Here is a 24,150-nt window from a genome sequence, read left to right on the forward strand (position 1 = left end):
AACACAAAAAGGTGTTGATGGCATTTCTTCCACCAACACCAGAAAGTATAGAGCCGTTTTTTTGCGTTTTAGTGTACCGAAAACGGGATATAGAACATGCGTAAAATGCATGTGTTTTGTAAGGCTTGGGGTATAATATTTTTTGTTCTTAAAGCCCGTGGCTTTTACCCAATTTCTCACGAGCTACTAGTGTCAAAACTAGTTGAACTCCTATATGAAGTTGTTTGGTGTTTTTCCCAAATTTAACATCAAGCCTGAGTCGTATCAGGTAGGCTTCAAAATGATTCTTCTTTAGATAGAAGATTGAGTGAGACGGGATTTCCGTCTCTTTTTTTGTGCTGTCATTATGGTAAACTTAGGGGTGAAACAACTATGAAAATGAAAGTTGAGGACCCGTCTATGTCTGATATGGATCCACATATGCAAGCAGCCGTTTACGGCACACCACAAATTAACCCGGATGAACGTAACCACTATTTAGGCACGTTTAGAGAGCGAGTTTATGCGGCGCAAACACGTGACACATTTGGTCAGGCGGCCTACATGCCAACATGGGAGGCGCAATTTAAGGCGCATCCGGATGGCACGTTGTTCTTAAATGGCCATTTAGAATTAGATGATTTATCCCCATATATGCAATTAGCCTCGAAGTATAGCATTGGGTTTACGCTGAAGTCAGATGATGTGTTTGATCGTTCAGATATCGTTGCGGTTTTCGCAGCAAAAGAGGCTGTCAATATCGATCAAATTGATATTGTTAAGTTAACTAAGGCACCAACGGTGGAAGGAGAGAGCCAGCCGGTGGGGAAAAAGCCTTGGTATAAGCGATTGTTTGGTTAAATAGTTGCTTAAAGGGAGAGAGAAAATGAGACCATATGGTGAAGTGCTGAATGATATTCGAGCTGATAAAAACGTGAGTATCAGTGGGATTGAACGGTTTGGCATCAGTAAGTCACGCTGGTATCGCTTTGTTGCTGGCAAGGCAGAGTTATCGTTAAAAGAATTAATTGATGTACTAACATTGTTTAACCATGACTTTTTTTGAATTGGCTATGGCAGCCAAAGTCCCATTATTTCGGCTGTTTAGCACGGTCTCGATGTTTGCACTGTTACTTGACCAGTTAAAAACCGATGTGATTGAGACTGAAAATACTGTGGCAGTGGCGGGTCCTGACGATTATGGCCATCAACTGGCTCAGATGGTCCTGTACATTAGTGAAAACGGTACGTATAATCCGACGCTGTTTGAGTCGTTAAAAGAGTTATTGTTACACCATCTTCGAGCTGAATGTGGCTGGTTTGTTGGCGTATGGTTTGACGCCCGAAGAGTTTATGGTTGTGTACCAACATTTTGACCGTTCTATCACGATGTTTAACACGTTCTTGCCAATTGACGTCTGGGGGATTGCCATGCAGATGCACGTGCAAGCTATCAAAAAGTTTTTGATTGATCCTAAGAATCGTAATCGCGAAAATCCGCGGTTTATTCTAGAAGCGATTATTAACCAACCAGCCACGGTTGATATGGTTTAATTGAAAATTTTGCGACGGTTGGCGATGCTGGTTCGTGACGATAAGATGATGTTAAATCCCGCTTTGGATGATTTAGTTGCTTCGTTTTTGGCAGCAGCTGAACGCGAACAGGCGAGTGTCATTGGCATTGCACCAAGTGATTTAAACCTGACATTAATCTGGCAAACCTATCGCGCCGAACGTGAGAGCTTCTGGCAACTAGCTGAAACACCAAATAATTTCCCGGTTTATGCAGCCGGAACTGAAGTGCCATACTTTGAACACTTTGGGAAGCTGTTTCAATGGGGAGTGCAAGGGAAGCATATTACGACGGCAACGATTGATCGATCTGACGTGTCGACTTATAAGTTATACCGGGCCTACAAGGATTAGGACCTATTACGGGCTGATGATATGACGGTTTTGATGCGGGGCCTGCGCCTATTGCCGGCCTATTTAGATGCAGTGGTTTACAGTCAATACATTGATACCACGCATACAGCTTGGGTGGAGTATGTGCCAGAATTGACCGATCCCACCATGGATCATGTGATGGCCGAGGTTGCCCTGAAGAATTACGAACGACTAGGTTCTCGGCGTAATTTGGAAGCTTCCTTTGAACATCGCGGACTAGATGGTATGGCCCGTTTTCCTGGTTGGCTATCAAGTCCGGTGGCCAATCAGTTAGGTCGGGAAATCATAGATGAGTTGATAAACATTGATGTGTGGCATGATCACGAAGTACGCTTGGTGAAGTTTGGTTTACTGGACATTGATTCACTGGATATGATTGATATTTGGGCCAAACTCATGCGACAAGTCTATGAAAAAAACTATGAACCTTATCGCTTGATTGAAAACATTTTAGAGGCGCTTGACTTAGCAACATTTAGAGCAACGTTAATAGGCAACCGTGAGCTGGTTGCCTATTACACAGCTGGCACGTGACCTAGGTCGGGAACAAGTCCGTGACGGCAGTTTGCGGTTGCAGTGGCGCTGGACAATATTAGAGTACTATGAATGGTTCTTTGATGATCCGACAGCATTAGTCTCAATGTTGCGTAATTTTGTCATCGACTATCAAACGCTAACAGGTAATTTTGCTATGATGCTGCGTTATCGCGCAATTTTACAAGCACTTGGTAAGTAGCCAAAAATAAAGTAAGAAAGAAGGCGGTTGACATGCAACAACCTTTAGCATTTAGAATGCGCCCTCGGACGATTGAGGAAGTTGTTGGTCAGCAGCACTTAGTCGGTGAAGGGAAAATTATTCATCGCATGGTCACGGCGAAAATGTTGTCGTCGATGATTTTATATGGACCGCCCGGCACGGGTAAGACAAGTATTGCGAGTGCCATTGCCGGTTCGACGAAATATGCCTTTCGCATTTTAAACGCCGCAACGGATAGTAAAAAAGACCTACAAATTGTGGCAGAGGAAGCTAAAATGTCAGGTGCCGTCGTTTTGTTGCTTGATGAGATTCATCGGTTAGACAAAACAAAACAGGACTTTTTGTTGCCACATTTGGAAAGTGGTCGCATCGTTTTGATTGGTGCTACGACGGAAAATCCGTATCTCTCAATTTTACCGGCCATTCGATCAAGGTCACAAATTTTTGAAGTAAAGCCATTGTCAGAGGATGACATGAAGATTGCCATTCAACGTGCGTTAACCGATAAGGACCGCGGGCTTGGTAATTTTGATGCGGTGCTTGATGAAGATGCTGAACGTCAATTGGTTTACGCAACAAATGGTGATTTACGTTCGGCTTTGAATGGGCTCGAACTTGCTGTTAAATCAACGTTACCAAGTGAAGATGGCCAAATTCATATTACGTTGCCTATTATTGAGGAAACTGTCCAACGCAAGGCGTTAACAGCGGACAAAGATGGGGATGGCCATTATGACGTTATTTCGGCGCTTCAAAAGTCGATTCGTGGTAGTGATACTGATGCGGCGTTGCATTACTTGGCGCGCTTGATCGAAGCGGGTGATTTGCCAATTATTTCACGGCGCCTGCGGGTAATCGCGTATGAAGATATTGGCCTGGCCAATCCAGCAGTAGCAGCTCGAGCGATTACGGCAATCGATACAGCTGAAAAGCTGGGCTTTCCGGAAGCGCGGATTCCGTTGGCGAATGCCGTGACTGAATTGGCATTATCGCCAAAGTCGAATTCAGCGTACACGGCAATCGATGCGGCACTAGCAGATGTACGCAAGGGTGGCACGGGTGATGTGCCAGACCACTTGAAGGATGCACATTATAAAGGCGCCGAAAAACTGGGGCATGGGGTGGATTACGTTTATCCACACGGGTATCCTGGCGATTGGGTACCGCAACAATACTTACCTGATAAATTAGTTGGTAAACACTACTTTGATCCAGCGGGAAACTCAAAGGTCGAAGTGGCGTATAAAGATCAATATCAAAAATTGACTGACGCCCAACGTAAGGGATTAAAAAAGTAGCCTGTCAAGACTGTTTATTTTATGTAACAGGCGTATAATAAGGTTACGCGAATTCCTTGGACGTACGCGTGATTCCTACTATATGTAGTTGCTTTACAAACATATTGCTCGGGGATGTCGGGAAGCCGGCGAGGCCAGCTGTTTCACTCAGTAGCCGCGAACGCTGACTTATTCACCCACTTACCTATAATCTGGAGCCAACTCATTGTGAATCATTAACGGCGCCAATCAAGTGTTCGTGCACTACTACGGTTCGCCCTGGTGGTGCTTTTTTATTTGAAACGAAAAAGAGAGAAATTTTTATCATGATGATTATGATTACCTTTGTTGTCTTTGCTTTGCTCATCGGGGCGATGGGAATTTACTTATTGCGCCACCGAACTGGCTTTATGGACATCGATGCAACCCAAGCCAAAATGCCAGCGACAGTCTTTGGTTGGTTTTTCACGGTTGATGCCGTTTTGCTGCTCATTAGCGTGGCGATTTATCGGGATGCACCACTACCAGCTGGCATTTTTATTATCCTCGCAACAATTATGACAACGGCATTAGCGCTAACTGTCGTGCGCCGTTTGTTTAAGTGATTTGCGCAATAATGAAATCTTTATACCTTTCGCATGGTTTGCATGACATTTATTAATGAAATCGTTTTCTAATAGCGTATAATAAACATATAGGGAAAGAGCCTATTAGAGGAGGACTTATCATGGCAGATGTAAACGTAAACTACAAGAACATTTTGGTACCAGTCGATGGCTCAAAGGAAGCGGAAGCCGCTTTGGGCAAGGCAATTCAAGTGGCAATCCGTAATGGGGAGGATGCTAATTTGCACATTTTGCACGTTATTGATACACGTGCTTTCCAAAATGTGACTGATTTTAAGACGACAATGGTTGAACAAGTTGCTGAAACTGCAAAGAAGACGTTGGATGCATACTTGCAACAAGCTAAGGATGCTGGTGTGCAAAACGTGGACTACACAATTGAGTATGGTTCACCAAAGGACATTATTGCTCACCAAGCGCCAGAGAAGTTGAACGCTGATTTGATTATGATCGGGGCAACTGGTTTGAACGCAATTGAGCGTTTGCTAATCGGGTCAGTAACAGAATACGTAACGCGTACAGCCAATGTCGATACATTGATTGTTCGTGCAAAGTAATAAATCAAAACGCTCTGAAGCAATTGCGCTTCGGAGCGTTTTTTACTTATCAGCAAAATCTCGGCTAATGATCGATGAATCGACTGGCATACGAGTATTTGGGAATACTGGTAGCGTTTACAAATGGTGATGAATTAGGCATACTGTTGGGTTGCGAGGGAATGGGAATAAGTGAAATATTTGGGGTGTTTTATTACCTAATATAAGTAGGTTAAAAGAATTTTTTGACCTATGAGAAGTTATCAAGCCAAATGACGGGAAATCAAGTTGATAATGAACTTTTGAAGTAGAGAAATGGTGGGACTTGAGGAGAGACTTGTCTCATTAGAGAAACGAGGAAACAAATATGATGTTTAAGACTTTTGCATCTGCTGTACTTGGGGCTGCTGTTTTGGCTGCAACGGTTGCCACATCAGTCAATGTTGATGAATTTCTTAGCTGATAACGGTCAATGGACGTTGGAGGTTAAGCAAGGTGGCTGGGTTAAGGGGACTGATGGTACTAATGTCGCTACGGGTAATGCAGCCAACAACGGTAAGGCTATTGATTTGGGTGCGTACGCCTTGAACGTCGCAGCGGGAACGAACGTTAACAGTGGTACGTACACGAACATGTTGACTTGGTCATTGTCTAACATTGCTGGTAACACAACGAAGTAAAACTTTTTAAACCATCTTTGATTTCCCATCATTTGGCTTGGTAAAAAGAGAGTATTTCTGTAAGAGGTTATATACATAATGAATAAAAAATGACATGGTTGGCATTTGCTGTCGGGGTCGGGGCGGTGACATTGTCCGGTACGACCATCCACGCGGTTCAGGTTGATTTGAATGTGACACCTGTCCAGGCGGCAAGCCAACGTGATAAGAGCGAAAGTTTCTTTGATGTGGTCTTGCAACCGAACCAGACTGAAAACTTGGTCGTTAAGGTACAAAATACGGCCAGGAAAGATATGGTGGTGGACGCTCAGGCAGCACCTGCATCAACCAGTAATAGCGGTATCGTCCAGTACGATAACCATGCCAAATTGGATCCATCGTTGGTGTATAACGTGAACAAGTTGGTGCAAACACCGGACAAAGTGACGATTCCGGCCGGCCAAACGGTGACATATACGGCTAAGCTAACCATGCCTGGCGCAACGTTACCCGGTATGGTTTCTGGGGCGTTGATTTTTGAGCCCGAAACGGGTGAAAAATCAACCACCGGTCAAGGAATTATGGGGATTGTCAATAAATTCTAATACACTGTTGGTATTTTGGCACATAAAGAAAATCGGACATGGGAACCTGATTTGACGTTTGCAGGGGTAGCAACGAAAAGTGAGACCGGAACGACGAACATTGCCATTAACATACGTAACACAACGGGCGCATATTTGAACCAACTTGCGGTTGAAGCGACGGTCACGAAGGATGGTAAGCCATACAGCCGTAAGCAGCGAGATATGAAAATGGCACAAAATTCGAACTTTGGTTATATGATGCCGTTGAAGGATAATGCAACGACTGGTAAATACGCGGTTAAGGCAATAGCTTACTACGTTAAGGATAGGCGCTGGTCAGTACCAGGATGGTACGGGCCAACGTTATCGTTACAAGAAGACGTTGACAAATTCCGTCACACTGTCTGACCAGCAAGCCAAAAAATTTGAACGCTGATATTAAGCAAGCAGCTGGTGGGGTACCAACGAGTATTATTGCTGGAATTTCAGCAATTGTCGTACTTGTTGCGGCCGTGCTTGGCATGATTTTCTTGATGATGAAGCGTCGTAAGCACGCGGATAGTCGTATGGCTGACTTGGAAGCCGAATTGGCTAAATTAAAGGCCAACCAAAAATAATTAGAGGGAAAGGGGCAACTGACATGATTAATCGTAAGCAACAAACACGGTTACGGGTAGTTGTCGCCTTTTTGTCGTTAGTGATGCTTGGCTCAGCTGGTGCAGTGGGTTATGACGTGGTGCTGAACCAACCTGCACATCTTGTACAAGCCGATGCAACTACTAAAACAGTGCTTAGTTTGGGCATCCCCAAGGCGGTCATTCAGGCCATGCTGGATAACAGTTTGATGAGTGATGGCAAAACGCCAACAGCAGCCGGTAAAACTGTGACGAACTTTACAGGCGGTGACATCCAAAAGCTGAAGACGTTGTCGTTGGCAACGCGCGTGAAAAATGCTAATGGTACTTATACATCTAAAACCAATGAAGCCGTCGCAAATTGGTTGGGCGGTTTGAATTATAGTGCAACTAATGGTGGTGGATGCCCTGTTGTGACAGCGGATGTTGTGCTAGGAGCTGATTATTTGTCAACCGGTCAAACGTCTGCAAGTAGTATTTTGGATAATGGGGTGCCGGTGATCAATATTACTCACCAACGCCTATTTTAAATGTGCTGATGGCGGTCATAAATTCAGCCACAAATACAACAACCTTTGATTTGACAGGAATTCTATCTAAGGTGCCGGCTCAAAGTAATTACAACACGGTCCACATGGCCACGCTGGCATTGGCCCAGATAAATAAGTTAACGGCCCTCAAAACACTGAACCTTGATGGTAATCAATTAGGTGTAGATAAGTAGGGTTCAGCTGCAGTTGATGGCTCAGCCTACTATCTATTCTGTTCAAATACTCTGACATCGAGATCGGTCACCAATTTGGATTTATCAAATAATGATTTTACAACGCTGGATGGTAATATCTTGTCGGGAATTGGCTCACAAATTTCATCCTTAAACTTAGCTGGTAGTGAAAACTTGGATGTTTCTGGTAACACGGCCTACGTTATTGCGTCGGCTTTGAATTCTGGTTGTGCTTCTTTGACGCTGGATGATAAGACAGCGAACGACTTGGCTGCAAACCAATTAGCGAACCAAAGTGCTTGGCCGGGGGTTAGTTCGTCCGAACTCCAATCAATTGCGCCACAGCTAACGGGTGACACGGTTTCTAACATTGTTGACAAGAATGCCATGGCTGTAACGTCAAATGTGTCGGAAACGTTGGCGACAACTAACGCTGATGCTATCAACGCGAATACGTTGACTAGTTTGACTGATAAAAACGCCAATACGATTACGTCAGATTCTTTGGCCGTGGTGACGGCTAATAATGCGGGCACGTTTGATTCAGAAACTCTCGCAAATACGGATAAAACGAATCCGGACGCACTGACAAACTTGCCAGATGATGATAAGTAAAAAGTTGTTGAGGCGGCCGGTGGGGCGGACAAGGTCGGCGACATTGTGGCAGATCCAACTGCTGTACCAAAATCAGAAGCAATGAAACCGGCAATGCAGTAAGAAACGGACACGCCTGATAATTCATCACAAGCAGGACCTGTTGCAGTATCTGGTGGTAATATTGATTTTGACCATGCAAACCTAGGCACGACAAAAACTTCAACCTCACCATCGGCCATCGAGGTGTCGGGGACAGTACCAAAATCTTGGTCTTTGGCCGTGTTGGCAATGCCTTGGCAAACAGCGGATGGCCAACATAAATTCGAACCAACGTTGACATTTGATACCGTGCAGGATAAAACCAATAACAAAGCGTTAGAGGCAATTAAATTATCATCGGACGGCCGTGCAAAACTGTTGGTTAGTAATGCATCTGACGCGCAAGCCTTTGATGTGCGGATGGGATCGATTAAAATGACAGAATTTGAACAAGCTTTAGCTGGTCAAGCATACACTGGCACAATCAATTGGTAACTCAGCAATACGCAGAGTGCCACACAACAATAGTAACAAAAGGGACACCTTGTGAATGAGATATCCCTTTTTGGGTTATCCGGGACGGGTGAACGACTGGTCTAAATGCTTGTGGTGCCCTCAGACAGGGGTTTGAGGGGAGTGTGGGACACCGCATTTAGCTGATTAAAAGTGCGTTAGTTTAGTAGTCAGGAAGGGGATGTGACGTTATGAAAAAGCGTTATATGAGGAACATTACGGGGGTTCACGCTGGCACAACGTACGCTGGTTCATTGACGTGGTAGTTTAATAATCTGCCCGGGACGACAACAAGTTAAGAACGTTCCTTTTTTAGGGATTTTTCGTTTGGGGTGGTGGAAAAGGGTATAATTAGAGGTACGTAAAGGACAGTTTATCTTTTTAGCCATCTAACCAATGGTCTGTTCCTTTACCTCATATAACCATACAGACCTACTAGGGTAATCTCTTACTGGTGGGTCAGCGAAACCATGGGTACTACCCATGGTTTTTCTGTTACAATAGAAGGTAAAGATAAACAGTTAAAGAGATGAGGATCTCATAATGAATGAAACAAAAGTAAATTTAGTTGCTTCAACTTTGACAAATAGCTTAGGGACGACGGTCATTGGACACGTTGGGGTACCGGCAGCTGTGATCAATGTGAAGTATCCAAATGGTAAATATGATACGGTCGTTTCAGACAACCAAGGTGATTTTGTGATCAAGGCGCCAGCTGGCGTTATTGATGGAAAAATTTTGGTGGAGGCTCAGTTGCCTGGTGATGTCGCGTCAAAGGAAGCGGTTACGTTAACGATTGATATTCCAGCGCCAGTTGTGACGGCGATTATTTCAACACAAGATAATCAACGCTTGCTGGAAGGTCGGGTTAATCAGCCAGATGTCGATGTAACCGTTAAACTTAATGAAGAAGATGACCCTGTCTTTTTATTAGTTGATAATAGCCACGAATTTGAGCTGGTACTACCTGAAAACACGACACCAGCGCAAGTTGAAGTGATTGCTAAGAGCCGTATTACTGGCAAGACAGCAACTACTAAGGTTGGGTTAGGCGTTACGACTAAGACGCTTGTCATGCCAGCATTAACAGATGACATGATTGCCGAATATGTCGCTAAGGAAAAGGAACAGCAGGCTGCGGCTGAAAAGACGCCACGTCCGTTTCAACCGGCAGCGGAAACAGCACCAGTTGATATTCCAGAAGAAGTTGTTGATGAGGCGCCTGCCACGCGTCAACAAGAGAAGCGAACCGGTCTTCGTGGTTTTTTCTCAAAGCTATTTGGCAAGTAATCAAAAACAAAAACGACATTCAGAGCATGTGCTCTAAATGTCGTTTTTCTAATTGACGGTTTATACCCCCTCAGGGATTCGAACCCTGGACCCGCGGATTAAAAGTCCGTTGCTCTAACCAGCTGAGCTAAGGAGGCGTCAATACAGTTATTATTATGCACAAGCCACCAAAATTGTGCAAGAGGTTATGTTAAAATAATAAAGATAAGTTTAAGAGAAGACGAGGATACCGTATGTTTAAGGATAAACGAGTACTTGTTGCGGCCATTATGATTTTGGCGGCAATTGCAGTCGTATTTGCGATTGTCACGAATGGCACAAAAGGCAGTGAATCAAACCGTGCGAAGGAGACTTCTAAAACAGTGAAGAAGTCATCGAAGTCATTATCTGAAAAGTCGGCAAGTGTTGCCAAGTCGGCGAAGACTTCAAGTAAGCAAGATCAAGATAAGTCATCAAGCAGTTCTAACAAGGATTCGAGTTCATCATCAAGTTCAGCGAGTGCTAGTTCATCAAGTAGCGCTACCGACAAGTTTGATGTGACGGCAGCCTTGAAGGGCGTTGACGGCGCACCTGCAGTATTGTCAACGAATATTGGGGCGACATCAGCACAAGTCGTCCTGGCTGACAATGCTACTCAGGATTTTGATGCCTACACAGGAGCTTATGCAAAGTCAGCTGTTGCGATTTTGAAGGCAGCAGCCAAGACTGGCAAGATGACGGACATTTATGTGGCACGCCAAGTTAAGTTGGAAGACGGGACTGAGTTCGCGATTGCCGGTTATTGGACGGGTGATCAATTGAAGAATGCCGGGAACTTGGCAGACAATACATCGATGAAGGATTTGTTGGTCAATGCAAGTCGTTACTATATCGGTGGCTCGGTCTGGGGTACGTTCTCACAACAACAGAAGAATGATTACACGAATCACCAACAAGGTGGTCAAATTGGTGATAATCAAGACTTTACCAAGTGGGTGACGTCAGGTACGACGAAACAATAGTATTGAAGAGCCTGCAGATTATTTTGTCTGCGGGATTTTTAATTTGGCGCACGGAAAAGCACCCCAACTACTATGTTTCGTGATAGTGGGGTGCTTTAAATATTTTGACTATGCTATTAAAACAACATGCTGAAGATTGAGACGTACATTAAGGCGGCACCGCCGAGGACGAATAGGTGCCAATAGACGTGACTCATTGGCAACTTTGGAATTAAGTATACGCCGGCACCTAATGTGTAGGTAATACCACCCGCTAATAGCAGGTTAAATGCAAGCGGTGTTAATGAATGGTGTAATGATGGAAAGGCTAAGATGATTAGCCAGCCCATGACAACATAAATGAGGACTGACACCCAAGGCCAGCGACCGACAAAGAATAGGTCGTAGATGATGCCAGCAATTGTTAGTCCAAGAATTGTGCCCCAAATTGGCCAGCCAACATTATGTGGTAAGAACAACCAAGTGTAAGGCGTGTAACTTCCTAAAATCACCAGGTAGATACCAGAGTGATCTAAGAACTGAAATATCTTACCAGCTTTGGTAAAGACCAACGCATGAAAGAGGGTTGAAGCGAGCAGAAAAGTGATGATTGAAAGCGCGTAAATCCAAAGGGCGACCATTGTAAAGCCATCAAAGTCAGCGTGCATACTTTCCCAAAGTAGCAATGTGGCGCCACCAACGGCAGCTAATACGCCAAGTCCGTGGGTGACGGCGTTTAATGTTTCATAGGTAATTAAGTAACGGCGATTCTCATTTGTTAAGACAGGCATGATGCACACCTCCGTGTTTTCGTTTTTTATTGTTGTAACTATCGTAACGCCAACATCTGGTGTTGTAAACTAGATGAACTGAATTTTGACTTTAAATGGTTACTGACGGTCATTTTCTGTATACTGTATCGGTAGTGAAAATGTTGGGGGTGAAAAATAATGATGACCTTGTTGAAGGGCATGATGATTGGTTTTGCATTCGTTGCACCAATTGGCATGCAAAATTTGTATGTGTTTAATAACGCGATGAATAACCACTTGCGGCGTGCGTTTTTGTACGTCTTGTTTGTGTGGATTGCCGATTCAGCGTTTTCGATGGCCGCGTTCTTCGGGATGGGAGCGTTGATTAGTTCTCATGATACGCTCAAACTAATTGTGATGCTGTTGGGAGGCTTGTTAGTGATGTGGATTGGTTACGGCATTCTACGAGGAGCCAATTCGGTGCAACTGAATACGCAACAGAACGCCATGTCACTGAAAAAGGCACTAGTAACAGCGGTGATTGTGTCGTGGGCTAATCCACAGGCGTTAATTGACGGTAGTTTGATGCTTGGTGCACTACGGGGAACTTTGGCGGATTCGCAAGTGTGGCCGTTTATTATCGGTGTTATTATGGCGACATTTATTTGGTTTAGTGGCATCACGATTACGATGAATTTGCTAAAAGATCGCTTACCGAAACGAGTATTGGTTTGGGTCAATATCCTTTCTGCGGTCATTGTACTGGGATACGGGGTCTACTTATTGGTAGAAGCGATTAGCATGTTAATTTAAGAAATGAGGCGAAAAAATGCCATTACTACGATTTGATTTATATAAGACAGGTTGGGAAGATAAGTCACGCGTGAAGCAATTGTTGGACTTGTCATATGAGGTGATGCGTGAAACGTTTGATGCGCCTGAAGGGGATCGTTACCAAATCGTAAGCTACCACGAGCCGGAAGATTTCATTATGGCAGACACGGGGCTTGGATTTACGCGAACGAATCAATTTATTTCTTTGTCAGTTCGTACGCGTCCACGCACAACGGAACAGAAGGAAAACTTCTATCGTAAGCTGGTGGCGCGCATTCATAGTGAGCTGGGAATTGATCCACAGGATGTGATGATTAATCTGGTCTCAAACACGGATGAGGATTGGAGCTTTGGGTTAGGTAAGGCACAATTCTTGACGGGCGACTTATAGAATTACATTGTGACTAAAAGTTATTTCTGTTATGATAAATATATTAACGAAAGAGGTATCTGGCAATCGTCAGGTACCTCTTTCCTGCTTTAAGGAGATATAACGATACCATTAACAATTAACAGGGGGCATTATGTCAGAGACAAAAGAACGCTACGTGACATATGAAGAATTCAATGACTTTAAGCGCCATGATTTTCAAGAATTAAAGCGAGGTGTTAAAGGCTTACGTAGTGACGTAAGGGAAATTCGAATTGATTTGAAGGAAAGTCGCATCGAACTGACAGAATTACGTGGCGACTTGAAGGTTCTGACACAACGAGTTGATGGCATCGTCACATCGCTGAATTGGTACAAGTATGTCTTTGTACTAGTGGTTTTAGCACCATTTATTGAGCGCTTGGTGTCACACTTTATTTGAGCATCATGCCTTGCTTTTCTAACTAAATAAACGTAAAATACCTTTTATAGCAATTCACTAAAAAGTAAGTTAAACGGCGATTGTCCAGCGAGTGCACAGGTGATGAGAAGTGCATCAATCAGTTTAGGTGAAAGTAGTTAGTGGGCCGCACCGGTGAACGTGAGTAGTCGATGCCGTGAGAAACGCGTTAAGTTCTAACGAGATAGCGGGAGCAGTCCCGTTAAATCAGGTGGTACCGCGATTAAGTCGCCCTGATCATACAAGTTAGTATGGTTAGGGTGTTTTTTATTTGCGACCATCTGTTATTAAGATAGCTATTATTTATAAGGAGAATTTCACATGCGCGAAATTGATATGCCTGGAAAGTATGACGCCACTGCTGTCGAAGCTGGCCGTTATGACAAGTGGGTGCAAGAGAACCGCTTTAAGCCATCAGGAAACGATAAGGCTCGTCCTTACTCAATCGTTATCCCACCACCAAACGTTACAGGTAAGTTGCACTTGGGTCACGCTTGGGACACGACATTGCAAGATATGATTATCCGCCAAAAGCGTATGCAAGGTTTTGACACGTTGTGGTTGCCAGGAATGGACCACGCTGGTATCGCGACGCAAGCGAAGGTTGAACAACGTTTGGCTGAACAAGGTGTGTCACGTTACGACTTGGGTCGCGAAAAGTTTGTTGATCAAGTTTGGGACTGGAAGAACGAATATGCGGCGACCATCAAGTCACAATGGGGTAAGATGGGACTTTCTTTGGACTACTCACGTGAGCGTTTCACGTTGGACGAAGGATTGTCAGAAGCTGTTCGCAAGGTCTTTGTGACGTTGTATGAAAGGGGTTTGATTTACCGTGGTGAGTACATCATCAACTGGGATCCTAAGGCTCGTACGGCTTTGTCAGATATCGAAGTTATCCACCAAGACGACGAAGGGGCTTTCTACCACGTGAAGTACCCATTTGTTGAAGCGGGTGTGACTTACGACGGTAAGGACTATATTGAAATTGCTACGACGCGTCCTGAAACGATGTTTGGTGACGTTGCGGTTGCCGTTCACCCATCAGACGAACGCTACAAGGATTTGGTTGGTAAGATGGTGCGCGTCCCACTTGTTGGTCGCGAGATTCCAATTATCGCAGACGAATACGTTGACCCAGAATTTGGATCAGGAATGGTGAAGATTACACCAGCCCACGATTCTAACGACTTTGGGGTTGGTAACCGTCACGACTTGGAACGTATCAATACGATGAACGAAGATGCGTCAATGAACGAGCGTGCCGGCAAGTATGTTGGTATGGATCGCTTTGATGCCCGTAAGGCAATCGTTGCAGACCTGCAAGCCGAAGGTTGGATCCTGGAGATCGAGCCAATCGTGCACTCAGTTGGTCACTCAGAGCGTACTGGTGTTCCAGTTGAGTCACGTTTGTCAACGCAATGGTTCGTTAAGATGCAACCATTGGCTGAGCAAGCTTTGGACATGCAAAAATCAGATGACCGTGTTAACTTCTACCCACCACGTTTCGAAGATACCTTCACGCGTTGGATGGACAACATCCACGACTGGGTTATCTCACGTCAACTATGGTGGGGGCACCAAATCCCAGCTTGGTACCACAAGCAAACGGGCGAGATGTATGTTGGTATGGAAGCGCCTGAAGATATCGAAAACTGGGAGCAAGACTCTGACGTTTTGGATACGTGGTTCTCATCAGCTTTGTGGCCGTTCTCAACGATGGGTTGGCCTGATGAAGAGGCTGCAGACTTCAAGCGTTACTTCCCAACCAACACGTTGGTTACGGGATATGACATCATCTTCTTCTGGGTTGCGCGTATGATGTTCCAATCAAAGGAGTTCACGGGTCGTCGCCCATTTAAGAACGTTTTGATTCACGGTTTGATTCGTGACGAACAAGGACGCAAGATGTCAAAGTCTTTGGGTAACGGAATTGACCCAATGGATGTCATCGAGAAGTACGGTGCTGATGCATTGCGCTGGTTCTTGGCAACTGGTTCCACGCCGGGTTTGGATGTTCGTTTCTCATACACGAAGATGGACTCAGCTTGGAACTTCATCAACAAGATTTGGAACGCTTCACGTTACGTTATTATGAACTTGGACGACGAGACGAAAGTTGAATTGCCTGCTGACTTGTCAGTTTTGACGTTGGCTGACAAGTGGATTTTGTCACGTTTGAATGAAACGATTGCTTCAGTAAAAAAGAACTTTGATAAATTTGAGTTTGGCGAGGCGGGTCGTTCATTGTACAACTTCATCTGGAACGACTTCGCTGACTGGTACATCGAAATGACCAAGGAAACGTTGAACGGAAATGATGAAGCTGCCAAGAAGAATGTGCAAGCTGTTTTGGCTTACGTTTTGGACAACACATTGCGTTTGCTACACCCAATCATGCCATTCGTAACCGAAGCTATCTGGCAAGAGATGCCACACGACGGTGAGTCAATCGTGGTTGCTGTATACCCAGAAGAGAAGGCAGAATTGGATAACCCAACCGCTGAAGCTGACTTCCAAAGCTTGACGGATTTGATCAAGGCGGTTCGTACAATCCGTACGGAAGCCAATGCCCCAATGTCAACTGAAATCGACGTTTTGATTAAGACGTCAGATGAAAACTTGGCGCGCATCTTTGCTGAAAACTCAGATTACATCAACCGCTTTGTAAAGCCAAAGTCACTTAAAATTTCTGCTGATGTGGCTGCACCAAAGTTGGCCATGACGCAAATTATTTCTGGTGCTGAAGTTTATGTGCCTTTGGAAGAGTTGATTGACTTGGATGAAGAAATTGCCCGTTTGCAAGGTGATGTTAAGAAGTTTGCTGGTGAAGTAAAGCGTGCAGAAGGTAAGTTGGGTAATGAAAAGTTCGTGAACAACGCACCTGAAGCCGTGGTTGCAGAAGAACGTGAGAAGCTAACTGACTGGCAAGCTAAGTTGGCAGCAACCGAGTTTCGTTTGGCCGAATTGCAGGCTGCGAAGTAGGACAGAGCATAGAGCAATGTTTTTTTGGCTGAAAGTCAAAAATCAAGTGTCCGGAGATAGGTGAATAAATGCTTGGTGCGCTATCAGTGTGCCAAAATTTATTTGCTTATCGTAGAGATTCCTGAAGTTGCGCCAGGCGCTCTGAAACGAGATTGTTACTTCTAAAGGCTTGCAGGTCGTCGGCTTTTAGAGTATTATCTTATATATTGTTAATAACGAATTTAAGCTGTTCGTTGTTACAATGTTAGTAAATTACACCTGTAAAAGCGCTGTTCGCATTTGTGAATGGCGCTTTTACTATTTCTGTGCGTTTTTGCAACAGTTAAATCATAAATTGTCCGTGCAAACGGAAGCGATAACCGGTATACATACATTATGTTGGTTTATCGAACAGTGAAAGCGTAAGAGAGAGTGAGAACTATGTGGCGACGGAGCAAATGAATGGGCCAATGGGTGATGGCCAGCCTAACAATACTGCTCGCCGTGGGCACAATAAATGATGTGTCGGCTGCTGGGGCTTTAGTGTTTCAGGGAATGCTAGAATGCCTGATAAGGTCGAACAGCCGTTTTTGAGGCAGCTCAAGAATGGCAAACTGTTTTAAATGATGATGATTTGTTTGATGCTGCGGAAGCGACGCGGACGAACGTAACGGTTGTTTTGGATAGAACGCACGACGCCAGAACTGCGAAAGATGATGCTGTGGCCGTGACGAAAAGTACGGGGACCCCAACGAAACCGGCCTTTGAGATTGTGTTGTATAAGTGGGATATCAATCGGGCGTTAAAGCAAGATGGCTTTGCCACGCAGGGACAACAACTGCGGACGATTATGTTGCACGAATTAGGCCATACGATGGGCTTGGCGCATAGTGCGAGCGCACATGATGTGATATATCCAATGACACTGGGACCAACGCAACACATTACCGCCGAGGATGTTCGCCAGTTGCCGTTTGCTGTTCGCAATGGTGTACAGCAGGAATTAGCAAAGCAAGATCGTGCCTGGTTTGCGCCCCGTCGTTGGTTACAATGCTGACAGAATTGGTTGTGAAAACGTTTAAGCGACCACATAGTTTAGAAATTGCGGCGTTGAGTTTTGGTGGCGCACTTATGCTCACTGCGGTTAGCACGATGATTTATAATCGGCGGGCCCGCTGATTAAAAACAGTAAAACGAGTATGACGAGGCATCTAACCCTAGGTGCCTCGTTTTTTGCACCAAAAAATCGCTACAAGATATACGGTGTGTTAGGATTGTAGAGATGAAAAGGGAGGCTCGTTTAGAGATGATTACAATTGAAACGGCAGCTGACGCCATTGCCTATATTCACGGGCGTCATAAGTGGAAGAAAACACCTAGTTTTGCCAGAATTGAAGCACTCCTTGATCGATTAGACCATCCGGAACGGGCTTCTAAGTTTATCCATATTACTGGGACGAACGGCAAAGGGTCGACTAGTAAGATGATTGCGCAATTATTGCGTCAAACGGGCTTGACGGTGGGGATGTTTACGTCGCCTTTTATTATGACGTTCAATGAACGTGTTCAAGGAAATGACGGTAACATTCCGGACGCGGACTTATTGGCGATTATGCAGCGAATTGCACCAATTACGGAAGCGTTGGACCGAGAATTGCCTGACGGCGGTCCAACTGAGTTTGAAACGTTAACAGCCATGATGTTTGTGTACTTTGCAGAGCATCCAGTTGATGTGGTCGTGCTAGAAGTTGGGGTCGGGGGAACCTGGGACACGACTGAGGTAATTCCTGATAAACTGCTATCGGTAATTACAACGGTTGGGTTAGATCACATGCAGGTGTTAGGCAATTCATTAGCTGAAATTGCCACACAAAAGGCGGGCATTATTCAACGGCAACGTCCGGCAGTGACAGGACGTTTACCAGAAGAAGCTCGTCGAGTCGTAATAACGGTTGCTAAGGCCGCAGGTGCTCCGCTTTACGAGCTTGGTCATGAATTTGAGGTTGCCATGGAACCCGGTGATGCCGAATGGGGTGAACACTTTAATTTGTCTGGTACCGTAACACAGCAAAATGTTTTCGTGGATTTAATGGGTGATTACCAAATAGAAAATGCTGCCGTGGCCGTCCAAACAGCCAAGCTAGCTGCAAAGTTGCTTGGCCGTGAGCTTACATCTGAGATGATTGAGACGGCCTTGGCGATTGTTACTTGGCCGGTTCGGTTTGAACGCGTATCAAACACACCACTAACTGTTCTGGATGGTGCGCATAATCAGCACGGCGTAGGTGCACTAGCTACGACACTGGCACGACGTTTTAAACAACGAACAGTCCATATCTTGTTCGGGGCGTTAGCAGATAAAGCTTACCCGGAAATGCTCCACGCACTGGCTGACTTGCCTAATGTGGATCTGCACGTCGTTGGTTTCCGAACCCCGGGTAGTCGGACGGTACTAGATCCGAGTGAGGCGGCCGCTCAAGTGACTGGACACACAGTCACTGTTCACCAGGATTGGCAAACAGCCTATCAGGCTGTTAAAGCACTCGCGAAGCAAAATGATATGATTTTGTTCACAGGGTCATTATATTTTGTGTCAGAAGTTCGCGCTAATCTATAAATATGCATACACGCCTGCACTAATCTGCGGGCGTTTTTTGGTATACTTTTAAATCAAGACAGTGGCGATTGGAAATAACGGTGTCTTCGCATCACAAGTTTGATTGGCTACTCTATTAAATTGGATAATAAGAGGTAAGTGCGATGAATTTTTTCGTAAATGAGGGACTCGCAGCACAGGGCTCGGGGATTGAACACGCCCAAGTGCAACGCGGTAAGTTATTTCGTAAGCATGGTCAGTCATTTAAAATCGTGACCCGGGTTTACAATGCCAATGGTCATCGAGATTTGCTGGCATGGCAACTAAACGATGCTGAAGTAATTAATATGTATGATTACTATGCAGGAACAGAATATGTGCCCGATCGTATCGTGACGGCTGAAGATGTTAAATGGGGTGGTCGCCCAGTTGCATTGGTGGAGCCAATGGCTGATAAGCCTGAGACGTTTATGGCGTTTGAAGATAGTGAACGGACACGTTTTTTGGGGCGGATTCACGTAGACTTAGAGCACGAAAATCGTGTCACGATGGTGGAAGTGTTTGTGGATCGAACGATGGCGGCTGATGAAGGCTTGTTGCACATGGATCGACCAGCTTATATCGGGTTCCATTTGCACAACTTACATGCGTCGGACACCCGTGATGTCATGACAACAGATGAAAATAACAACTACGAGTTTGATTTCATGCACATGAATGACTATCAGGCGATTATCTCTGCAATGCCACGTCAAACGGCTGATGTGGTAGCGCGTTATGCACCTAAGGCAACACCGTTTACGATTCCGGTGGGGGTTGTGCCAGCTGAAATTCGTGAGGCGAACCGTGTGCCAATGGCTGATCGCGAGCCAAATTCAGTTTTGATGATTGTACGTCGCGCCCCAGACAAGTGACCTGCCGCGGTAGCAGAAGCTTTGATGATCGCGAACCAAAAGCAACCAGGGCTAAATGCACACTTAGATGTTTATGGTTACTTTGACAACACTGGCAACAATAAGACCAACAAGGACTTGATTAACTTGTTCGATAAGTACGGGCTACCAAAACCAACGATGTTAGATGAGAAGGACGAAGAGACGACTGATATTAATGAAGGCCGCCGTTTGGATTCACCAGTTGTGACTTTGCATGACTACGTGACGGATCGTGATGAGCTATATGCTATTCACCATTCACACCAAGTGTATAGTCTGGCGTCAATGATGGAAGGGTTTAACATTTCAATGATGGAAGCCATGTCAAATGGGGTGCCGGGTGTATCGACGAATGTGAACTACGGTCCAAAAGACTTGATTATCAATGGTGAGAATGGCTATTTGACAGCCTGGGCACCGGAAGGTCAAGAAAATGAATTTGTCTCTGAAATGGCCGATCGATTCCTTGAATTATTCAACGATCCACAAAAGTTACAAGCATTCTCAGATGCTGCTTATGACCACAGTGACCGTTATTACGAGGGAAATGTGTGGCAAGCTTGGCAAGGTTTGCTAGACGATGCAAACAAGCGCTGGCCAGCGATGGCAGCTCAAGATCCTGCATTATCAAACGTTGGGGTTGGAGAAGGCGGTACAACGATGACGGCGTACACCCTCGGTCAACGAGCGGATGAAGTGACGATTAATGGTGTTGCAGGTGTCACTTACTTTGCAGCGAATTAAGGAGATTAGCGATGAACTTATATATAGATAATTCAGATTTACCAACGCTTGATGTCAACGTGGCTGCACGGGTAAAAGATGATCGGGTAGCGGACAATGACGCAAAAATTGTTGTGCGTGGGTACTATCCGGATCAGCATATGAACTTGGCTAATCATGGTTTAACGGATCAAGACTTGTTGAATATGTATGATGTGTTTCAAAAGGCAACTGAAGTGGATCCTAAAATGGTCCACTATCGACACAATCCGCAAATTGATAAGACACGCTATCACTTAGACGGCATTGATTGGGGGATGGCGCAGGCTCGTCGGTTTGGGACGACTTACGGTCGCAATGTGATTGATGTAGAATTATTTGCCGGCAACCCAGCTGGCCGTTCATCAATGTTGCATTACATTGATAGATTGGACAATGTTGCTGTAACGGATATTTGGGACTGGCGTGGGTTTAAGTCAGCAACTCGTTATTACCAAATGAATGGGAATATCTCAAACATTATTTTCTATACCACGACTGGGGAGGTTGCCGCACGAGCCTCATTTATGTGGCAACACATTGAAGGTAAGCCGAATAATGAATGGCCACTTGTCCAAACATCATTGGAAGTTATGGACTACGATGGGAAGCATCTCTGGTTTGAGAGCGAAATGCATGCCTGGGGGTACTTTATTCAGCATGAAAAGCAGAAGCAAGGTGTCGTTTTCCAGTAATCTGCTCTTTTTAACGTAATATGTTATAGACTTTCTCTGTTCGACTAACATGGGTAAGTTAGTCAAACAGAGAAAGGGGTTAGAATATCATAAAGCGCTTAATAGTGGTTGCGTTGATTGTATTCGGTTTGAGTTTGGTGGGTGGCACGGCGTTTCTGATGAAACGACGGTTAGTCGGGTGACTACCAATGGCGCAAACGCGACCGGTGCGCAACTTGACGGTGGCACGGTGGTCCAATATCAAGCGCCTGATGAAGTGCGGGCAATGAAGGCCGGTAATCAAACCAATCATACGTTACCGAGTTACACATGGCTCTGTCTGGTGGTGGTTGCTGTCACGACGATTGGCGGCTTAGTCTGGCAACCGCCGCGACGGGAAATCAGACGGGCAGGCTAAAATAGCAAGGATAGTTTCGGGGTAGTCTTTTGACTATCGCGGAATTTTTTGCGTTTTCTGTTACACTAGATAGAAAGATTTAGGCAATGCCCTGGACGCGGGGTGTTGAGACGGAGATATATAATCATGATTATTTTACAAGCAAGTAATGTTGCCCGCCGTTTTAGCGGTGTAACGTTCTTTGAAAACATATCAATGCAGATTCAAGATAAAGGTCGGGTTGGTTTGGTCGGACGTAATGGTGCCGGTAAATCAACGCTTTTGAAGATGCTAATTGGCGAAACACAACCTGATGAGGGGACCGTTTCGATGAAAAAGGGCATTAAGCTCGCTTATTTGGCACAAAATTCAGGCTTAGATTCAGATCTATCGGTTTACAATGAGATGTTAACGGCGTTCGACCGCTTGATTTCGTTGGAAAAGAAGATGCGTGATATGGAAGCCAAAATCGCATCAGCGACGGATTACGAAAGCGATGAGTACACGAGCTTGTTGTCGGCTTATGATCAGGCACAACATGATTTCAATGAAATGAATGGTTACGGATATGAAGCAACTATTCGATCGGTGCTGCATGGATTTGGTTTTGATGAATCATTCTATGATCAAAAAATTTCATCACTATCTGGTGGTCAGCGCACACGTTTGGCGATTGCAAAGCAGTTGCTGGAGACGCCTGATTTGCTAATCTTGGATGAGCCAACGAACCACTTGGATATGCAAACGCTGTCTTGGTTAGAGCAATATCTGCAAAACTACCAAGGGGCATTGTTGATTGTTTCCCACGACCGTTACTTCTTGGATCGTGTCGTGAACGAAATTTATGACATGCACTCAGGTGTGTTGGATCACTACACGGGTAATTACTCACGCTTTATGGAGCTAAAGGCCGCTAAGGTGCTGCAAGAACAGAAGGCGTTTGACAAGCAACAAGAAGAGATTGCGAAGCTGGAGGACTTTGTGAACCGTAACATTGTTCGCGCGTCAACGACGAAGCGGGCTCAGTCACGCCGTAAGCAGTTGGAGCGTATGGAGCGTTTAGAAGCCCCCAAGAATGAAACGGGTGTTGCTCATATCCAATTTTCGACTGACGAAGAGTCTGGTAATGAAGTGATGCGTGTCAATGAAGTGAAGCTAGGCTACGACTTGACGAATATTTTGGCTGAGCACGTCAATATTGATGTGGACAAGCAACACGCAGTGGCATTGGTCGGACCAAACGGGATTGGTAAGTCAACGTTGATTAAGACGATTTTGGGGAAGCTACCTTTGATTGCAGGCACAATCAAAATGGGTGCGAATGTTGAGGTTGGTTATTATGACCAAGAGCAACAAACCTTGGATCCAAAGAAGTCTGTCTTAGACACAATTTGGGATGAACACCCAACAATGCCAGAACGTGATGTGCGCTCAATTTTAGGTTCATTTATGTTCTCAGGTGAATCAGTGGATAAGATTGTGTCGGCACTTTCGGGTGGTGAACGCGCACGTTTGTTGCTAACAAAGTTGTCATTGCAACACGCAAATTTTTTGATTCTTGACGAACCTACCAACCACTTGGATATTGATTCACGTGAAGTGCTTGAGACAGCGTTAAATGAGTTTAACGGTACGATTTTCTTTGTTTCGCACGACCGTTACTTCATTAACGCCGTGGCAACCGAGGTAGTTGAGTTATCACCAAACGGCACGCGCTTCTTCGATGGTGACTATGATTACTACTTGGAGAAGACAGCTGGCGAACAAGCGACGTCACACCGGGCCAAGGCTAGCTTTGAGACGACGGAAGAGTTCAAAGAAGCATCAGCCACGCTGATTGAGAACGTGAGTCGTGAAGAACGGAAGGAACGTCAGAAAGAACAACGTAAGATTGAACGGGCAGTGTCAGCAGCTGAAGAAGAGATGGAAACGCTGAATACCAAGCGAGATGCACTGAATGCGGAGTTAAATGATCCAGCCAACGGTGCTGACTTGGGTAAGTTGACGGACTTGTCTAAGGAAATCGCCGTGTTGGATGCACAATTAGCAACAGTCGAGGAACAATGGACTGAAGCAAGTATGGCACTGGAAGCATTTAATGATTAAGACAAAAGTCTCGGCAGGAAACGTCGAGGCTTTTGTCTTATCCGGGTAAATAATTGCACAAAATTTGTTGCAAAAATATCTCAGTGTGCTATTATTATTTATGTTGATTAGCACTTAACAAAAGAGAGTGCTAAAAATTATAATTGCCTATGGA

At 45.0% G+C, this 24,150-nt stretch carries 30 protein-coding genes, 1 tRNA gene, 1 pseudogene and 1 other annotated feature; of the genes and pseudogenes, 30 read left to right on the forward strand and 2 right to left on the reverse strand.

What is annotated here, in order from left to right:
* The first annotated feature begins 399 nt into the window (after positions 1 to 399).
* The 18 genes from EST42_RS00270 (at position 400) to EST42_RS00335 (ending at position 10,166) form a co-directional block, all read left to right on the forward strand.
* A complete protein-coding gene (locus EST42_RS00270) occupies positions 400 to 840 on the forward strand; it encodes a YueI family protein (protein ID WP_134643703.1) in 441 nt (146 codons plus the stop codon).
* Between the two features lie 25 nt (positions 841 to 865).
* The gene (locus EST42_RS10775) at positions 866 to 1,045 is read left to right on the forward strand and encodes a helix-turn-helix domain-containing protein (RefSeq protein WP_245150298.1); all 180 of its coding nucleotides are present in this window, start codon (positions 866 to 868) and stop codon (positions 1,043 to 1,045) included.
* Between the two features lie 245 nt (positions 1,046 to 1,290).
* On the forward strand, positions 1,291 to 1,533 hold the full coding sequence (locus EST42_RS10780) for a hypothetical protein (protein WP_245150299.1): 243 nt from the start codon (positions 1,291 to 1,293) through the stop codon (positions 1,531 to 1,533).
* A gap of 24 nt (positions 1,534 to 1,557) precedes the next feature.
* Positions 1,558 to 1,905 (forward strand): hypothetical protein, encoded by a 348-nt coding sequence (locus EST42_RS10785; RefSeq protein WP_245150300.1) that lies wholly within the window; start codon positions 1,558 to 1,560, stop codon positions 1,903 to 1,905.
* Between the two features lie 21 nt (positions 1,906 to 1,926).
* On the forward strand, positions 1,927 to 2,460 hold the full coding sequence (locus EST42_RS10790; RefSeq protein WP_245150301.1) for a hypothetical protein: 534 nt from the start codon (positions 1,927 to 1,929) through the stop codon (positions 2,458 to 2,460).
* The gene (locus EST42_RS10795; RefSeq protein ID WP_245150302.1) at positions 2,435 to 2,662 is read left to right on the forward strand and encodes a hypothetical protein; all 228 of its coding nucleotides are present in this window, start codon (positions 2,435 to 2,437) and stop codon (positions 2,660 to 2,662) included. Before EST42_RS10790 ends, EST42_RS10795 begins: the two co-directional genes overlap by 26 nt.
* A gap of 32 nt (positions 2,663 to 2,694) precedes the next feature.
* A complete protein-coding gene (locus tag EST42_RS00280; protein WP_134643704.1) occupies positions 2,695 to 3,981 on the forward strand; it encodes a replication-associated recombination protein A in 1,287 nt (428 codons plus the stop codon).
* 305 nt (positions 3,982 to 4,286) lie between these two features.
* Positions 4,287 to 4,565, forward strand: coding sequence for a hypothetical protein (locus tag EST42_RS00285; RefSeq protein ID WP_134643705.1), 279 nt, complete (start codon positions 4,287 to 4,289; stop codon positions 4,563 to 4,565).
* Between the two features lie 122 nt (positions 4,566 to 4,687).
* Positions 4,688 to 5,143 carry a universal stress protein gene (locus EST42_RS00290; RefSeq protein WP_010373452.1) on the forward strand — a complete coding sequence of 152 codons (456 nt, stop codon included), beginning with the start codon at positions 4,688 to 4,690 and terminating at the stop codon, positions 5,141 to 5,143.
* Between the two features lie 425 nt (positions 5,144 to 5,568).
* Entirely contained in the window at positions 5,569 to 5,802 is a 234-nt protein-coding gene (locus tag EST42_RS00295) for a hypothetical protein (protein WP_134643706.1), read from the forward strand.
* Between the two features lie 89 nt (positions 5,803 to 5,891).
* On the forward strand, positions 5,892 to 6,386 hold the full coding sequence (locus EST42_RS00300; RefSeq protein WP_134643707.1) for a DUF916 domain-containing protein: 495 nt from the start codon (positions 5,892 to 5,894) through the stop codon (positions 6,384 to 6,386).
* Positions 6,387 to 6,398: 12 nt separating this feature from the next.
* Positions 6,399 to 6,776, forward strand: coding sequence for a WxL protein host-binding domain-containing protein (locus EST42_RS00305; RefSeq protein WP_134643708.1), 378 nt, complete (start codon positions 6,399 to 6,401; stop codon positions 6,774 to 6,776).
* A gap of 17 nt (positions 6,777 to 6,793) precedes the next feature.
* On the forward strand, positions 6,794 to 6,985 hold the full coding sequence (locus EST42_RS00310; RefSeq protein WP_134643709.1) for a hypothetical protein: 192 nt from the start codon (positions 6,794 to 6,796) through the stop codon (positions 6,983 to 6,985).
* 23 nt (positions 6,986 to 7,008) lie between these two features.
* A complete protein-coding gene (locus EST42_RS00315) occupies positions 7,009 to 7,533 on the forward strand; it encodes a hypothetical protein (RefSeq protein ID WP_134643710.1) in 525 nt (174 codons plus the stop codon).
* An 8-nt stretch (positions 7,534 to 7,541) separates the two neighbouring features.
* Positions 7,542 to 7,727, forward strand: a complete 186-nt coding sequence (locus EST42_RS00320) for a hypothetical protein (protein WP_134643711.1) — start codon at positions 7,542 to 7,544, stop codon at positions 7,725 to 7,727.
* A 75-nt stretch (positions 7,728 to 7,802) separates the two neighbouring features.
* Positions 7,803 to 8,342: a hypothetical protein gene (locus tag EST42_RS00325; RefSeq protein ID WP_134643712.1), complete on the forward strand. Its 540-nt coding sequence runs from the start codon at positions 7,803 to 7,805 to the stop codon at positions 8,340 to 8,342.
* 270 nt (positions 8,343 to 8,612) lie between these two features.
* Positions 8,613 to 8,858, forward strand: coding sequence for a PH domain-containing protein (locus EST42_RS00330; protein WP_134643713.1), 246 nt, complete (start codon positions 8,613 to 8,615; stop codon positions 8,856 to 8,858).
* Between the two features lie 561 nt (positions 8,859 to 9,419).
* Entirely contained in the window at positions 9,420 to 10,166 is a 747-nt protein-coding gene (locus EST42_RS00335) for a hypothetical protein (protein WP_134643714.1), read from the forward strand.
* A 63-nt stretch (positions 10,167 to 10,229) separates the two neighbouring features.
* Here the strand turns inward: EST42_RS00335 and EST42_RS00340 are convergent.
* A tRNA-Lys gene (locus EST42_RS00340) sits at positions 10,230 to 10,303 on the reverse strand.
* Positions 10,304 to 10,399: 96 nt separating this feature from the next.
* On the opposite strand from EST42_RS00340, the gene EST42_RS00345 reads away from it, so the two are divergent.
* Positions 10,400 to 11,167, forward strand: a complete 768-nt coding sequence (locus EST42_RS00345; RefSeq protein ID WP_134643715.1) for a hypothetical protein — start codon at positions 10,400 to 10,402, stop codon at positions 11,165 to 11,167.
* 116 nt (positions 11,168 to 11,283) lie between these two features.
* Here the strand turns inward: EST42_RS00345 and trhA are convergent, their stop codons facing one another.
* Positions 11,284 to 11,937: a PAQR family membrane homeostasis protein TrhA gene (trhA, locus tag EST42_RS00350; RefSeq protein WP_134643716.1), complete on the reverse strand. Its 654-nt coding sequence runs from the start codon at positions 11,935 to 11,937 to the stop codon at positions 11,284 to 11,286.
* A gap of 159 nt (positions 11,938 to 12,096) precedes the next feature.
* On the opposite strand from trhA, the gene EST42_RS00355 reads away from it, so the two are divergent.
* From EST42_RS00355 to EST42_RS00400, 11 genes and pseudogenes are all read left to right on the forward strand, one after another.
* Entirely contained in the window at positions 12,097 to 12,711 is a 615-nt protein-coding gene (locus EST42_RS00355; RefSeq protein ID WP_209019461.1) for a LysE/ArgO family amino acid transporter, read from the forward strand.
* A 16-nt stretch (positions 12,712 to 12,727) separates the two neighbouring features.
* Positions 12,728 to 13,123, forward strand: coding sequence for a tautomerase family protein (locus tag EST42_RS00360; RefSeq protein ID WP_134643717.1), 396 nt, complete (start codon positions 12,728 to 12,730; stop codon positions 13,121 to 13,123).
* A 133-nt stretch (positions 13,124 to 13,256) separates the two neighbouring features.
* On the forward strand, positions 13,257 to 13,544 hold the full coding sequence (locus EST42_RS00365; RefSeq protein ID WP_134643718.1) for a hypothetical protein: 288 nt from the start codon (positions 13,257 to 13,259) through the stop codon (positions 13,542 to 13,544).
* Between the two features lie 43 nt (positions 13,545 to 13,587).
* Positions 13,588 to 13,801: a binding site (T-box leader), on the forward strand.
* 82 nt (positions 13,802 to 13,883) lie between these two features.
* Positions 13,884 to 16,547 (forward strand): valine--tRNA ligase, encoded by a 2,664-nt coding sequence (locus EST42_RS00370; RefSeq protein WP_134643719.1) that lies wholly within the window; start codon positions 13,884 to 13,886, stop codon positions 16,545 to 16,547.
* Positions 16,548 to 17,127: 580 nt separating this feature from the next.
* A pseudogene (locus EST42_RS00375) lies at positions 17,128 to 17,583 on the forward strand (matrixin family metalloprotease); the annotation flags it as partial.
* A 249-nt stretch (positions 17,584 to 17,832) separates the two neighbouring features.
* A complete protein-coding gene (locus EST42_RS00380; protein ID WP_134643721.1) occupies positions 17,833 to 19,143 on the forward strand; it encodes a bifunctional folylpolyglutamate synthase/dihydrofolate synthase in 1,311 nt (436 codons plus the stop codon).
* Between the two features lie 143 nt (positions 19,144 to 19,286).
* Positions 19,287 to 20,036, forward strand: a complete 750-nt coding sequence (locus EST42_RS10800; protein WP_245150304.1) for a glycosyltransferase family protein — start codon at positions 19,287 to 19,289, stop codon at positions 20,034 to 20,036.
* 24 nt (positions 20,037 to 20,060) lie between these two features.
* Positions 20,061 to 20,801, forward strand: coding sequence for a glycosyltransferase (locus EST42_RS10805; protein WP_245150305.1), 741 nt, complete (start codon positions 20,061 to 20,063; stop codon positions 20,799 to 20,801).
* 11 nt (positions 20,802 to 20,812) lie between these two features.
* The gene (locus EST42_RS00390) at positions 20,813 to 21,514 is read left to right on the forward strand and encodes a glycosyl transferase (RefSeq protein ID WP_134643722.1); all 702 of its coding nucleotides are present in this window, start codon (positions 20,813 to 20,815) and stop codon (positions 21,512 to 21,514) included.
* A 178-nt stretch (positions 21,515 to 21,692) separates the two neighbouring features.
* On the forward strand, positions 21,693 to 21,911 hold the full coding sequence (locus tag EST42_RS00395; protein ID WP_134643723.1) for a hypothetical protein: 219 nt from the start codon (positions 21,693 to 21,695) through the stop codon (positions 21,909 to 21,911).
* Positions 21,912 to 22,037: 126 nt separating this feature from the next.
* Positions 22,038 to 23,996, forward strand: coding sequence for an ABC-F family ATP-binding cassette domain-containing protein (locus EST42_RS00400; RefSeq protein WP_134643724.1), 1,959 nt, complete (start codon positions 22,038 to 22,040; stop codon positions 23,994 to 23,996).
* The last annotated feature ends 154 nt before the right edge of the window (positions 23,997 to 24,150 follow it).

Origin of the sequence: Weissella cibaria (assembly GCF_004521965.1) — a bacterium.
GTDB classification, from domain to species: Bacteria; Bacillota; Bacilli; order Lactobacillales; family Lactobacillaceae; genus Weissella; species Weissella cibaria_A.